Here is a 13,163-nt window from a genome sequence, read left to right as displayed (position 1 = left end):
GATGGAAGATATTCAAGAAATTTTAGAAGATTTTTTGGTTGAAGCGTTCGAACTTATTGAACAACTCGATCAAAACTTAGTAGAGCTTGAGTCCAATCCCGACGATCTGGAACTCCTCAATAGCATCTTTAGGGTTGCCCATACGATTAAAGGCTCTTCATCGTTTCTTAACTTTAACATTTTGACGCAATTAACGCATCATATGGAAGATGTTTTAAACAAAGCACGCCATGGGGACTTAAAATTGACGTCGGAAGTTATGGACGTCGTTTTGGAGTCGATCGATTTGATGAAGACTTTGTTACATGCTATTCGCGATAACGGAGACGATACGTCTATCGGATTGGATATTACCGATATTTGCCGTCGCTTGGACGTCATTTCAAACGGCGAAGAAGTTGTCGAAGTTTCAACGCAATCCGCAGAAGAAGCAACGGCACCGGTAGCGGTAGACGACAATGCCGATTACTCCAAACTCAGCGATCAAGAGGTTGAAGAAGAGATCGAACGTTTATTGAAAATGCGCAAAGAAGAAGATCGTAAGCGTAAAGAAGGCCATGCGAAAGAAAGCACTGCACCGGCTCCGGTTGCACCGACTCCTTCTGCGGCACCTTCGTTTGCAGGACTTGGCGATCACGACGAGAGTGAAGAAGCTCCGGCGGAAAAATCGACGGCAAAACGAAGCGGCGGCGAGAGCACTAATGCTCCGGCTAAAAAAGAGTCCGCAAGTACGATGGAGCAGACGATACGCGTCGAGGTAAAACGACTCGACCATCTGATGAACCTTATCGGCGAGCTTGTTTTGGGCAAAAATAGATTGTTAAAAATCTACGATGACGTCGAAGAACGTTACGAGGGCGAGAAATTCTTGGAAGAACTCAACCAAGTCGTATCGTCGATTTCACTCGTAACGACCGACCTTCAAATTGCGGTTATGAAAACAAGAATGCTTCCTATTGCAAAAGTTTTCAACAAGTTTCCGCGAATGGTTCGCGACCTTTCCCGCGAGCTCGGTAAACAAATCGAGCTTGAAATTTCGGGTGAAGAGACGGAGCTTGATAAATCGATCGTTGAAGAGATCGGCGATCCTTTGGTGCATATTATTCGTAACTCGTGCGACCACGGCATTGAAGACGCTGCGTCTAGACGTGCTAAAGGCAAACCTGAAATGGGTCTCATTCAGCTTAAAGCGTATAATGAGGGTAACCATATCGTCATCGAAATTACCGACGACGGTAAAGGCTTGGATGCCGATCTTTTACGTTCCAAAGCCATTGAAAAAGGAATGATCAGCGAGCGTGAAGCCGACGCTATGAGCGATAAAGAGGCGTTTTCATTGATTTTTAGACCTTCTTTATCGACGGCAAAAGTGGTCACCAACGTTTCGGGTCGCGGTGTAGGTATGGACGTCGTTAAAACGAATATCGAAAAATTAAACGGCATTATCGACGTTGACAGCGAGTTAGGTCGCGGTACGGTTATCAAACTTAAAATTCCGTTGACGTTGGCGATTATTCAAGCCCTATTGGTCGGTGCGCAAGAAGAGTATTACGCGATTCCGTTGGCATCGGTTTTAGAAACCGTTCGCATTCCTTTGGACGAGATTTATACGATTGAAGGCAAAAATGTTTTACGCCTTCGCGACGAGGTGCTCTCTCTTGTTAGACTCTCCGATATTTTCGGAGTGAAACAAGTTTATGAGGGCGGAGAACACACTTACGTCGTCGTTATCGGACTTGCCGAATCTAAACTCGGCGTCGTCGTCGATACTTTGGTCGGACAAGAAGAGATTGTTATTAAATCTTTGGGCGATTACCTCCAAGGCATTGAGGGTATTGCGGGTGCGACGATTCGAGGCGACGGACGCGTTACGCTGATTGTGGATGTAGCGGCGTTAATGAATCTTGCCAAAGGCATTACGGTCGATATTCGTGCAACGGCGGAAACAACGGTTAAAACGAAAAGTGTACCGAGTGATTACGTCGTACTTGCCGTAGACGACAGTGCGATGGATCGCAATATTATGAAAAAATCGATGGAACCTATCGGCTTAACGGTGATCGAAGCCAGCAACGGTCAAGAGGCTTTAAATATGCTCAAATCGGCAGAATACAGTATCGATGCGGTTTTAATCGATATCGAAATGCCGCGTATGGACGGCTATACCTTGGCGAGCGAGATCCGTAAGTATTCCAAATACAAAAACCTACCGCTTATTGCGGTGACGTCGCGTACCTCAAAATCCGATCGACTCAGAGGCGTGGAATCGGGTATGAGTGAATATATCACCAAGCCGTACTCTCCGGAATATCTTGAGAGTGTCGTACGAAAAAATATTAAACTATAAGTGAGGCAAGAAGATGAACGATAAACTCAATCAAATTCTTCAAAAGCAACAAAAACAGATTGAAGAGCCTCAAAAAAAAGAGGATGACGTTGTCCAATTGGTAGGATTTATTATCGGGCAAGAAGAGTACGCCGTGCCCATTTTGAGCATTCAAGAGATCATCAAACCGATTGAATATACGCGTGTTCCGAGTGTCCCGACGTATATCTTGGGTGTCTTTAACCTCAGAGGAAGCGTGATCCCGTTGATCGATCTTCGTAGCAAGTTTAAGATGGATCCTTCTAAAGTGACCGAAGAGACGCGTTACATCGTGATGAAAGGTAAAGACAATACCGCCGGTTTCGTGATCGATCGTCTGACTGAGGCGATTCGTATTAAAAGCAGTCGTATCGGACCGCCGCCGGAAACGATTCATGCCGAGAAAGGGCTTGTTTACGGTATCGGTATGCGCGATGAAAATATTTTGACGATTCTTAAAGTCGAAGCTCTGCTCAAACGCGATTTCTAATTAAAAGAGACTACAAACCGTTTTGAGGCTTGTAGTCTCTTTCTTACGCATTTAAAATATCTGCAATCAGTTCAAAATGGTTGGCACTCATGATGTGTGTTTTCGGATGCACGCGTCGCAACGTTTGAAACGTTTGAAGCGAAAGTTCAAACCCTACTTTTTTTTCTTCGTTTTCACCGATTTTTTTTGCATGTAAAAGCTTTTCCGTCCATATATCGGGAACATGAACGCCCGGTACGTGAGCACTTAAAAATTGGGCCGTTCGAAGATGCACGATTGGGAAAAAGCCTAAAATCAATTCGCACGGAGACTCTTTCTTTCCGGAGAGTGTTTTTGCTTCGTCAAAAAGTTCCAAAAGCATACGCGCATTTTCTTCGCTGTAAACGGGTTGCGTGATAATTCCGATCGCTCCGTGGCTAATTTTTGTCGCCATTTTTTTTGCGAGATGCTTAGGCGTATTGGCATGCGCATTGCATACGGCGAACGGATAGATCGGCTTAGGTGGCGTCTTAAACGGTTTTCCGGAGTAGTCGATGCTTGCGTTAAAGCATTGGATAATCTCCATTAAAAGCGTACTGTTTCCCTCAAAAACACCCTTCAGCTGCGGCTGGTCGCTTGCGCCGGCCGGATCGCCCGTAAGGCATAAAATCGTTCGCAAATCGTGTTCATTGGCTCCCAATAAATCAGATTGCAACGCCAATTTGTTGCGATCACGCATACTCATCGTTGCAATGACGGGTTTGTGAAAACGATGCTGGAGTTTGAGGGCACCCATTAAAGCATTGTACTTTAAACGCGCTAAGGGATTGTCGGTCGTGCTAAAGCCGTCTACTTTTTGATCCAATTTCAAAGAAGCTATTTTTTCGATAATCGGTTCGAACGTCGGCTCGTGCATCGGTGTCGTCTCTAGACTTAAGAAAGTATCGCTGCGTAGTTTTTCGATGAAAGATTCAACCATTTTATATCCAATACGTATAACTTTTCCGTATTATAACCAATTGTATTCGAAAACGAAAAAAGGCGGTATCGTTAAAAATTAGGTTTGTGAGTTTAAATTATTTTTGTGGTATACTTAACCATTTTAGTAATACATTACGAGACCGGATTAAAGGAGTTTTCGCATGGCGTATTGGGTCTGGGAGTCGGCATTTTCAGTGGGAATCGCCGTGATTGATAACCAGCATAAACGTATTATCGACTACATTAACGAATTAAATAACGCACTTATGTACCGTGATTCGGAAAAGGCAAAAGCGATATTGTCTTACCTCGTCGATTACACGCTTTCGCATTTTTCGTTTGAAGAAAGTTTGATGCAAGAAGCCGGATATGTGATGTTGGAGCCCCATAAAAAAGTTCATGAGTCGTTCATCAAACGTATCGATTTTTTTAAAGAGCGCTCTTCAAACGGCGAAGAAATTACGCGGCAATTGATGAACGAACTTCAAATCTGGCTGATTAACCATATTCAGCATGACGACAAAGATTATCAAGAAGCCGTGATCGACATGTTAGAAAAAAAGCAGATTTCAGCCGCAAAGCAGACGGCAAATGAAGGCTGGCTTAAAACATTGGCCGATATGTTTTTCAAATAACCTGCACTTTTATCGCGTGCTTCTTTGCTTGTTTGTCCAATAACGATTGTAAGCAAGCACGTGTTATAATAGTTTCTTTTATCCACATAAAAAATGCGAAGAGTCGTAAAGGAGCTTGTACGGAATGAAGTTATGCGTTTTTGATTTTGATTCAACGCTTATGGACGGAGAAACGATTGACTTTTTGGCAAAAGAACACGGAGTATTTCGCGAAGTTTCTTCGATTACCGAAGCGGCGATGCGCGGCGAACTCGATTTTTTTGAAAGTTTAAGCACGCGTGTAGGACTTTTAAAAGGGATGAACGCCAAAAAAGCAGAAGAAATTTGTGCTTCGCTTCCATTAATGAACGGTGCGAAAGATGCCATTAAGGGACTGAAAGCGCAAGGCTACAACGTTGTTGTGTTTAGCGGCGGTTTTCGCATTGCTACAACGCCGGCTAAAGCGTTTTTGGATTTTGATGCGGATTTTGCGAATGTCTTACATGTGAAAGATAATCATCTCAGCGGCCGTGTTGGCGGCGATATGATGTTCGGCTTCTCCAAAGGCGACATGTTACGCCGTCTTCAAAATTTGTTACATGTCAGCTACGAAAATACCGTTGCGGTAGGTGACGGAGCCAACGATATTTCGATGTTTGAATGCGCGGCGAAAAAAGTAGCGTTTTGCGCAAAACCGATTTTAAAAAATGCGGCCAATATCGTCATTGACGAAAAAGATATGCGCCGCCTTTTAGATTTTATTTAAGTAAGTAGGTAGTTAACATGTATAAAGACGATATAAAGTTTTCATTGTGGTGTGATTTTGTCGAACGTAGTTTTTTAGAGGGCGAATTTACGGAATTGATCGATAAAAAAATTATCAACGCGGCAACGAGTAATCCGGCAATTTTCAAGTCGGCTTTTTTAAGCTCTTCAGCTTACGCCGAAGATAAAGCCGCCTTAAAAGGTAGACCGGCTAAAGAGATTTACGAGGCTTTAGCGATTCAAGACGTGACTTTGGCCGCAAGCAAACTTTTACCGTCTTATGAAAAAAACGATGACGGATTTATCAGCATCGAAGTCGATCCTTTTTTATGCGACGACGCTCAAAAAACGATCGAGGAAGGGAAAAGGCTGTTTAAGGCGATCGGATACCCTAACGTGATGATTAAAGTTCCGGCGACGCAAGCGGGATTCGTTGCGATGGAAGCACTTCTGAGCGAAGGCATTAACGTCAATGCGACGCTCATTTTTTCCATCGAGCAAACGCATCGCTGTTTGGAAGCTTTTCGCAAAGCGAACGACGCTTTAAAGGCACGAAACGTTCATGCATTGCCGCAAGCCGTCATCAGTATTTTTGTCAGCCGTTTCGATCGCAAACTCGACGACGCACTCAAAGCGATCGATTTTCCGACCGGAAGAGTCGGCGTCATGAATGCATTACGATGTTATGCCGCGATTCAGCACGACGCTATGCCTAACGTTAGAGCGTTATTTGCCAGTACGGGCGTGAAGGGCAATGCATTAAGTCCGGATTATTATATTAAAGAACTTTTGGTTAAAAATGCGATTAATACGGCTCCTCTTGGAACGATCTACGCTTTTGTCGCCGATACGAGAGACAATCTTGTAGTTGAAGTTCGTACGGACTTAATCGATAACTTTTTTAATGCGTTAGCGGCAAACGGTATTGCAATCGAAAGCGTTTGCGAGGAGCTAATGCACGAAGGACTTGATGCCTTTAAAGAAGCGTTTACGGAGATTTTAGACGCACTAAAATAAGACAAGGGAGTTTCAAAATGAGTGTTGAAGTCAACGTTAATGAACTCACGTTTGAAATGACGAAAAAGCTTAAATTTTATTTGAGTAAATTAGTCGAGCATGAAGGCAGCGATTTACATATCAAAACGGGAACGACGATTCGAGGGCGAATTAACGGTGAAATCGTTCCTTTTACGAAAGAAGCGTTGAGCCATGCCGACGGTTTAACGTTGGCAAAAGAGTTGTTACGAAGTCGTTTCGGCGAGCTGGTCGAAAAGAAAAACATCGACTTTACATTTAAGCTCAACGACGATTATCGTTTCCGTGTTAACATGTTCTTCCAAGTCGACGGCGTTTCGGCGGTATTTCGAACGATTCCGATGGTTTTGCCGACCGTGGAGTCGCTTCATTTACCGCCGATTATTAATACGTTAAGCGATCTTTCCAGAGGACTGATTTTGGTCACGGGACCTACGGGAAGCGGTAAAACGACGACCCTTGCTTCGATTATCAACCGCATCAATAAAACGCAGAGAAAGCATATTATCACGATCGAAGATCCGGTAGAATTTATCTATCAAGACGAAGCATGTATTGTTAACCAGCGTGCGATCGGACAAGACGCGTTAACGTTTTCGGATGCTTTGCGCGCGGCATTACGTGAAGATCCGGACGTCATTCTCGTCGGCGAGATGCGGGATTTGGAGACGATAGAAACTGCGATACATGCCGCAGAAACGGGTCACTTGGTGCTTTCAACCTTGCATACGATCGATGCCAAAGAGACGGTTGGGCGTATTATCGGAATGTTTCCCGGAAACGAACAAAACCGCATTAAGATGTCTTTATCATCGGTTTTGCAAGGCGTCATTGCGCAACGTCTGGTTAAAACCGTGAATCACGGTCGAACGGCGGCAGTGGAAATATTGGTAAAAAACGCTCGAATCGAATCGCTGATCTTGGAAGGAAGAGAGAGTGAAATTCCCGATGCGCTCAAAGAAGGAAAAGAGGTTTATAAAACGCAAACGTTTGATCAATCGCTTTTAAACCTCTATGCGGAAGGAAGAATTTCCCGTGACGAAGCTCTCAAAAGCGCAACCAGCCGCAACGATCTTACGATGGCACTCGATTTTTACGATGCCGATAAGAGTCAAAAAGAGATCCGAAAATCCGAATCTGCGACCAACATCAAAGAGTTGCAAACGTACGATAAAGATATTATCAGTCTTAAAAAATAATTTAGAGAGTTTTTAGATTTGTTTTTATATAATATCTCCCTTATTTTTTACAAAGGAAAACTATGTTAGAAGGCATCATTAGAGATAGTATCGAAAAAAAGGCTACTAAAGCGCTTCGTAGAGATGGATATCTAATTGCTAATATTTACGGTAAAGGTGAACAAAACATCAATGCTGCATTTAAAGCAAACGAATTCATCAAAGCAGCAAAGAGCAAAGACAGTCTCATTTTCCCTGTTAAAGTTGCGGGTACCGAGTACAACGTCGTGATTCAAGATTACCAAAGAGATCCGGTAAACAGCAATCTTTTACATGTTGATTTGCGTATGGCACTTCCGGGCGTATTGACGAAATACCTTGTTCCCGTTAAGCTTGTCGGCGTACCGAAAGGTACAAAAAACAAAGGCGTTTTGATTCAATCTAAAAAACGTTTAGCGGTTAAATGTACGGCTGAGAATTTGCCGAACGACTTTACGATCGACGTAAGCGATCTTGACGTAGGCGATACGGTTCTTGTTCGCGATATTACGGTTCCCGCTAATGTCAAAATCGTCGATGAAACCCGCGTTTCCGTAGCCGGAGTTATTAAAGCGAAGTAACGCTTAATGACACTGATCGTAGGCTTAGGTAACCCTGACTTACAGTATAAAAACAATCGACATAACGTCGGTTTTATGGTCGTCGATGCACTTATCGACGGCCAAACTTCGTGCGAAAAAATCACCAAAACCAATTTTAAAGGCGAGCTTTTTAAAGCCCCTTCCATGCTTTTGCTTAAACCATCAACCTATATGAACCTCTCAGGCGAAAGTGTCAGAGCGGTTGATGATTATTTTAAACCCGATCATGTGATCGTCATTCACGATGATTTAGATCTTCCTTTCGGAACCCTGCGTTTTAAAATCGGCGGTGGACACGGCGGACATAACGGGCTTCGCTCGATTGACGCGCATATCGGAGTCGAATATACACGGGTTCGTATCGGTATCGGGAAACCGGTACGCAAAAGCGATGTGGCAAAATACGTACTCTCCGATTTTTCGGCATGCCAAAGAAAATTTCTACCTGAAATTCTTTTACATGTCACCAAAAGCGTTCAAGCATTACTGCTTCACGATTTAAAAGAAGTTTCGCTACAATACTCCCTCAAACAAACGTTATGCGGCGGGGATGAGGTATGAAACTTTTTGAGAAATATATTGTTATCAATTATCTCAAAAACTTTTTTATTATCTTTATCGCACTCGATCTTTTTTACGTCGGCGTCGATATTCTAACCAACTACAATACGATTCCGGATTCTGCAAATTTACAATTATTGTACGCATTGTTTCAAGGTATGAACGCGGTCAATTACGTTTTGCCTCTTTCGATTGTTTTCGGAATGATCGTGAGCTATTTTAGTATGCTGAAAACAAATGAGCTTATTTGTATGTACGCATCGAGTATTTCTCAAAGAGCGTTTATTCGCCCTTTTGTGATTACGGCGTTAGCGATTACGTTAGGATATATCGGGCTCAACAGTACCGATTTCGCATATGCGTACGAATACGGTTCCAATCTTAAAAAGTACAATCGTATCTCGAGTAATTCCGAAGATCTGTTTCTCAAACACAACAATCAATACGTTTATTTTAAAAAACTAGATCCGCTCAAACAAATTGCGTACGATATTGCTATTTTCGAAGTCGACCACACGGATTTATTGAAAGTGATACGCGCGGATACGGCGACGTTTATCGATCATTATTGGGTATTGGAAAATGTCACGATCACGCATAAACCGCATGTTGCTTCTTTAAACGATACGGGCTTAAAAACCGAAAAGGTCGATAAATTGCAAACAATGCAAGATTTTAAGCCTAAAATTATGGATAACGTCTATCAAAGCGAATACGCTTTGTCCATCAGCGACGGCATCGACGCATTGCATTTTTTCGATTCTCAGGGCATCAATACGAGTAAAATTAAAGCGACACTGTTCTATCAGCTCTTTTTTCCGTTTTTTGCACCCCTTTTGCTGGTTATTTTGTATTTTAAAGCTCCGATGATGGGCAGGTATTATAACAGTGCGCTGATTGCTTCCTTGTTTGCTTTTATTACGTTAATCGTTTGGAGCGGACTTTTTTTATTGAGCCGTTTAGCCTCTAGCGGCATTTTATTTTCAGAAGTTGCTATTTTACTTCCGATTGTTCTTTTATTGTTTACCGCTCTTTATTTCTACACCAAACGTTAAAGGGTTTAATCGTTTTTTGTTGAACTTTTCGATAAAATAGAGCAGTTATCTCTATTAAGGTTCACAATGACGAAATTTTCTGCTTTAGCTCAACAATACGGTACGCCTTTATACGTTTACGATTTTGACGTGATTTCCCAAAAATTTTTAGCGCTTAAAGAGGTTTTTAAAGCGCGTAAATCGTTAATTTGCTTCGCACTAAAAGCCAATGCCAATCTTTCGGTTTTAAAGCATATGGCAGATTTAGGCGCCGGATGCGATTGTGTCTCGATCGGAGAGGTCAAGCGCGCTTTAAGAGCAGGCGTTCCTAAATATAAAATTATCTTTAGCGGTGTCGGCAAACGAGACGATGAGATTGAAGAAGCTCTTAAAAGCGATATTCTGATGCTCAATTTAGAGAGCGAAGAAGAGATGAAACGTGTTGAAACTATTGCGTCGAATTTAGGCGTAGTTGCGCGCATTAGCATTCGCGTCAATCCCAATATCGATCCCAAAACGCATCCGTATATTTCGACGGGATTGCATGAAAACAAGTTCGGCGTCGACGTTGAAAGCGCAAAACGTATGTACCTTTACGCTAAAAATGTATCTTCGCTTGATCCCGTAGGAATCCATTTTCATATCGGAAGTCAAATTACCGACGTAACGCCGTTTAAAGAAGCGGCCGTCGTACTTGCGAATTTGGTGCGTAGCTTGAAAGCTTTGAATGTCGACATTAAATTTTTCGACGTCGGCGGCGGAATCGGTATTCGCTATAACGACGAAGAGACGATCGCGCTTTACGATTACGCTCAAGCGATTTTTAGTGCGATGAGCGGGCTTGACGTCACGCTCGTATGCGAGCCGGGACGTTATTTGGTCGGCGATTGCGGTTTCTTCTTAACTCGGGTTTTGTACGAGAAGCAAAACGGTCATAAGCGGTTCGTGATTATCGACGGTGCTATGAACGATCTGATCCGTCCGAGCCTTTACCAAGCGTATCACGAAATCGAAGCCGAAGGAAAATCGAATGAGCATACGAGTCTGTGCGACGTTGTCGGACCGATTTGCGAAAGCGGCGATTTTTTTGCGAAAAATATTGCATTGCCGCCTCTGGAACACGACGATCTTTTGATCGTAAAGAGTGCCGGTGCCTACGGTTTTACGATGAGCAGCAATTACAATTCTCGTGCGCGTGTCGCCGAGGTTGCGTTGGAGCAAGGAGAAGGACGTTTGATTCGTCGACGTGAAAGCTTTGAAGATATGATTGCTTTGGAAGAAGCGTATATGTAAGCGTAAGCCTTACATGTCAAAAAAATGAGTGTATGATTAAAGGGTAGGGTATGAAAGAGATCGAGACGTATCGAAAACAAATCGATGAGATCGACAACCAAATTTTAAAATTTTTAAACGACCGTATGGAAATCGTCAAAGAGATCGGACGCGTTAAGCAAACGAGCGGTACGTCGATTTACCGTCCCGAACGTGAAAAAGAGATTTTGGATCGTCTTAAATTGCTAAACAAAGGCGCGCTCAATCCTCAGGCGATCGACGCTATTTTTTTGGAAGTTTTTGCCGTCAGCCGCAATTTAGAATTTCCGGAAAAGATTGCGTATTTGGGACCGGAAGGAAGCTATACGCATCAAGTGGCGGAGAGCCGTTTCGGGGCTATGGGCAATTACATCGGCGTAAGTGCGATTGAAGCGGTTTTTCATGCGCTGGAAAACAAAGAAGCAAAATACGGAGTCGTTCCGGTCGAAAATAATACCGAAGGTGCGGTAGGAACGACGCTTGATTGTTTGGGAAAATTTAGTGCCAAAATCGTTGCGGAAATTTACATGGATATTCATCATTCGTTCGCAACCGCGTGCGAGGATATAAAAAAGGTAAAACGCATCTACTCCCATCCGCAGGGCTACAATCAGTGCAGACGATTTTTAGAAGAACATATGCTTTTAGGCATCGAGTTCGTACCTACAAAATCCACGGCCGAAGCCGCGCGCAAAGCGAGTGAAGAAGAGGGAGCTGCTGCGATTTGTTCACATATCGCGGCAAAATTGTGCAATTTACCGATACTGTTCGGAAAGATCGAAGACAATTTAGCGAATCAAACACGCTTTTTAATTCTCAGCGATTTTAAAAATAAAAAAGGTATTCATAACAAAACGTCGATTTTGGCAAAGACGGACGATAAACCGGGCGGGCTGGTTGAATTTTTGCAGACGTTTCAAGCTCAAAAAGTGAATCTTACGAAGATTGAATCGCGTCCGACGAAAGAAAGAGGCTTTCAATCGATGTTTTATATGGATTTTGAGGGACATATCGATGATGAAAATGTCCAAAGAGTGATCGAAGAAAACAAAGATCGCTATGATATTAAATGGCTCGGTAGCTATATTTGCGGAGGATGAAAAATGCAATTTAACGGGGTTTTAGCAAATTTAAAAACGTATGAAGCGGGTAAACCGATTGAACTTGTCGTACGAGAATACGGTATTGAGGCCAAAGACGTTATCAAACTGGCGAGTAACGAAAATCCGAGAGGATGCAGCCCGAAAGTGATCGAAGCGGTACGTGCGGAAGCCGTACATATGAATCGTTATCCCGATGATAGCATGTATGAACTCAAAGAGGCTTTAGCGCACATGTATCGCGTCGAAGATAAAAATATTATCATCGGCTCGGGAAGCGACCAAGTGATTGAAATGGCGATTCATGCCAAAGCCAATGCCGGTACAAAAGTTTTAATGGCGGGAATTACGTTTGCGATGTACGAAATTTACACGTTACAAACAGGTGCCAAAGTGCTTAAAACGCCATCCGCCAGACACAATTTGAAAGAGATGTTGGAAATTTACAAAGCCAATCCGGATATTTCCATCATTATGCTTTGTATTCCGAACAACCCTTTGGGCGAGTGTTTAGACGCCAAAGACGTGTATGCATTTTTAGATCAGATCGATCGTGAAACCTTGGTAGTCGTCGATGCGGCGTATTTGGAATACGCACGTTTTAAAGACCCCGCTAAAAATATCGATGCGCATGACCTGATTAGCAAATATCCTAACGCGATCTATACGGGGACGTTTTCAAAAGCATACGGATTGGGCGGTATGCGTTGCGGATACGGTATTGCTCAGCCTGAAATGATTCAAGCTTTTTTAAAATTAAGAGCACCTTTTAATATTACCAGCCTGACGCTCAAAGCCGCCATTGTCGCATTGAGCGATCAAACGTTTGTTGAGGCTTCCGTTCGTGAAAATTTTGAGCAAATGAAAGCGTACGAAGCGTTTGCCGCAGAACTCGGATTTAAATCGATGGAAAGTTACACAAACTTTATCGTTTTAGAGTTTGATGCTACGAAAAACTCCGCAGAGATAGCACAAAAGTTGATGGAAAAAGGTATAATCGTTAGAAACTTAGGCTCGTACGGTATGAATGCGATTCGTGTCACTATCGGAACGCCGGAACAAAACGCACGCTTTTTTGAATGCTTTAAAACCCTTTATAAATAAGAGAG

Annotated in this window: 13 protein-coding genes; 12 read left to right on the top strand and 1 reads right to left on the bottom strand. The window is 43.0% G+C overall.

Features of this window, described 5'->3' with window-relative positions:
• Window position 1 precedes the first annotated feature (1 nt).
• Together UCH003_RS12705 and UCH003_RS12700 are read left to right on the top strand one after the other, a co-directional pair.
• Entirely contained in the window at window positions 2-2,347 is a 2,346-nt protein-coding gene (locus UCH003_RS12705) for a hybrid sensor histidine kinase/response regulator (protein WP_060826778.1), read from the top strand.
• Window positions 2,348-2,360: 13 nt separating this feature from the next.
• Complete coding sequence (locus UCH003_RS12700; RefSeq protein ID WP_039671963.1) at window positions 2,361-2,855, top strand: chemotaxis protein CheW; 495 nt, start codon at window positions 2,361-2,363, stop codon at window positions 2,853-2,855.
• A gap of 43 nt (window positions 2,856-2,898) precedes the next feature.
• On the opposite strand, the gene UCH003_RS12695 is transcribed toward UCH003_RS12700, so the two are convergent.
• Complete coding sequence (locus UCH003_RS12695; RefSeq protein ID WP_039671964.1) at window positions 2,899-3,813, bottom strand: methylenetetrahydrofolate reductase; 915 nt, start codon at window positions 3,811-3,813, stop codon at window positions 2,899-2,901.
• Between the two features lie 163 nt (window positions 3,814-3,976).
• Between UCH003_RS12695 and UCH003_RS12690 the strand changes: the two genes are divergently transcribed.
• The 10 genes from UCH003_RS12690 (at window position 3,977) to hisC (ending at window position 13,158) form a co-directional block, all read left to right on the top strand.
• On the top strand, window positions 3,977-4,450 hold the full coding sequence (locus UCH003_RS12690) for a bacteriohemerythrin (protein ID WP_060826777.1): 474 nt from the start codon (window positions 3,977-3,979) through the stop codon (window positions 4,448-4,450).
• A 124-nt stretch (window positions 4,451-4,574) separates the two neighbouring features.
• Window positions 4,575-5,195, top strand: coding sequence for a phosphoserine phosphatase SerB (gene serB / locus UCH003_RS12685; protein WP_039671966.1), 621 nt, complete (start codon window positions 4,575-4,577; stop codon window positions 5,193-5,195).
• A gap of 17 nt (window positions 5,196-5,212) precedes the next feature.
• Window positions 5,213-6,211: a transaldolase gene (locus UCH003_RS12680; RefSeq protein WP_060826776.1), complete on the top strand. Its 999-nt coding sequence runs from the start codon at window positions 5,213-5,215 to the stop codon at window positions 6,209-6,211.
• A gap of 17 nt (window positions 6,212-6,228) precedes the next feature.
• Entirely contained in the window at window positions 6,229-7,428 is a 1,200-nt protein-coding gene (locus tag UCH003_RS12675) for a type IV pilus twitching motility protein PilT (RefSeq protein WP_039671968.1), read from the top strand.
• 62 nt (window positions 7,429-7,490) lie between these two features.
• Entirely contained in the window at window positions 7,491-8,027 is a 537-nt protein-coding gene (locus UCH003_RS12670) for a 50S ribosomal protein L25/general stress protein Ctc (protein ID WP_060826775.1), read from the top strand.
• Window positions 8,028-8,033: 6 nt separating this feature from the next.
• Entirely contained in the window at window positions 8,034-8,609 is a 576-nt protein-coding gene (pth, locus tag UCH003_RS12665; RefSeq protein WP_060826774.1) for an aminoacyl-tRNA hydrolase, read from the top strand.
• Window positions 8,606-9,664: an LptF/LptG family permease gene (locus UCH003_RS12660; protein WP_060826773.1), complete on the top strand. Its 1,059-nt coding sequence runs from the start codon at window positions 8,606-8,608 to the stop codon at window positions 9,662-9,664. Before pth ends, UCH003_RS12660 begins: the two co-directional genes overlap by 4 nt.
• 66 nt (window positions 9,665-9,730) lie before the next feature.
• The gene (lysA, locus tag UCH003_RS12655; RefSeq protein ID WP_060826772.1) at window positions 9,731-10,936 is read left to right on the top strand and encodes a diaminopimelate decarboxylase; all 1,206 of its coding nucleotides are present in this window, start codon (window positions 9,731-9,733) and stop codon (window positions 10,934-10,936) included.
• Between the two features lie 50 nt (window positions 10,937-10,986).
• Window positions 10,987-12,054 carry a prephenate dehydratase gene (pheA, locus tag UCH003_RS12650; RefSeq protein WP_060826771.1) on the top strand — a complete coding sequence of 356 codons (1,068 nt, stop codon included), beginning with the start codon at window positions 10,987-10,989 and terminating at the stop codon, window positions 12,052-12,054.
• A gap of 3 nt (window positions 12,055-12,057) precedes the next feature.
• Window positions 12,058-13,158: a histidinol-phosphate transaminase gene (hisC, locus tag UCH003_RS12645; protein WP_060826770.1), complete on the top strand. Its 1,101-nt coding sequence runs from the start codon at window positions 12,058-12,060 to the stop codon at window positions 13,156-13,158.
• Window positions 13,159-13,163 lie beyond the last annotated feature (5 nt).

Source organism: Sulfurospirillum cavolei (genome assembly GCF_001548055.1).
In the GTDB taxonomy this organism is placed as follows: Bacteria; Campylobacterota; Campylobacteria; order Campylobacterales; family Sulfurospirillaceae; genus Sulfurospirillum.
This window is presented reverse-complemented; position numbering and strand designations above follow the sequence as displayed.

Bases quoted from the DNA above. Each gene is read 5' to 3' on its own strand.
- UCH003_RS12700 (WP_039671963.1), top strand. From the start codon at position 2,361: ATGAACGATAAACTCAATCAAATTCTTCAAAAGCAACAAAAACAGATT.
- UCH003_RS12695 (WP_039671964.1), bottom strand. From the start codon at position 3,813: ATGGTTGAATCTTTCATCGAAAAACTACGCAGCGATACTTTCTTAAGT.
- hisC (WP_060826770.1), top strand. From the start codon at position 12,058: ATGCAATTTAACGGGGTTTTAGCAAATTTAAAAACGTATGAAGCGGGT.
- UCH003_RS12690 (WP_060826777.1), top strand. From the start codon at position 3,977: ATGGCGTATTGGGTCTGGGAGTCGGCATTTTCAGTGGGAATCGCCGTG.
- pth (WP_060826774.1), top strand. From the start codon at position 8,034: ATGACACTGATCGTAGGCTTAGGTAACCCTGACTTACAGTATAAAAAC.
- UCH003_RS12660 (WP_060826773.1), top strand. From the start codon at position 8,606: ATGAAACTTTTTGAGAAATATATTGTTATCAATTATCTCAAAAACTTT.
- UCH003_RS12680 (WP_060826776.1), top strand. From the start codon at position 5,213: ATGTATAAAGACGATATAAAGTTTTCATTGTGGTGTGATTTTGTCGAA.
- UCH003_RS12705 (WP_060826778.1), top strand. From the start codon at position 2: ATGGAAGATATTCAAGAAATTTTAGAAGATTTTTTGGTTGAAGCGTTC.
- serB (WP_039671966.1), top strand. From the start codon at position 4,575: ATGAAGTTATGCGTTTTTGATTTTGATTCAACGCTTATGGACGGAGAA.
- UCH003_RS12675 (WP_039671968.1), top strand. From the start codon at position 6,229: ATGAGTGTTGAAGTCAACGTTAATGAACTCACGTTTGAAATGACGAAA.
- lysA (WP_060826772.1), top strand. From the start codon at position 9,731: ATGACGAAATTTTCTGCTTTAGCTCAACAATACGGTACGCCTTTATAC.
- pheA (WP_060826771.1), top strand. From the start codon at position 10,987: ATGAAAGAGATCGAGACGTATCGAAAACAAATCGATGAGATCGACAAC.
- UCH003_RS12670 (WP_060826775.1), top strand. From the start codon at position 7,491: ATGTTAGAAGGCATCATTAGAGATAGTATCGAAAAAAAGGCTACTAAA.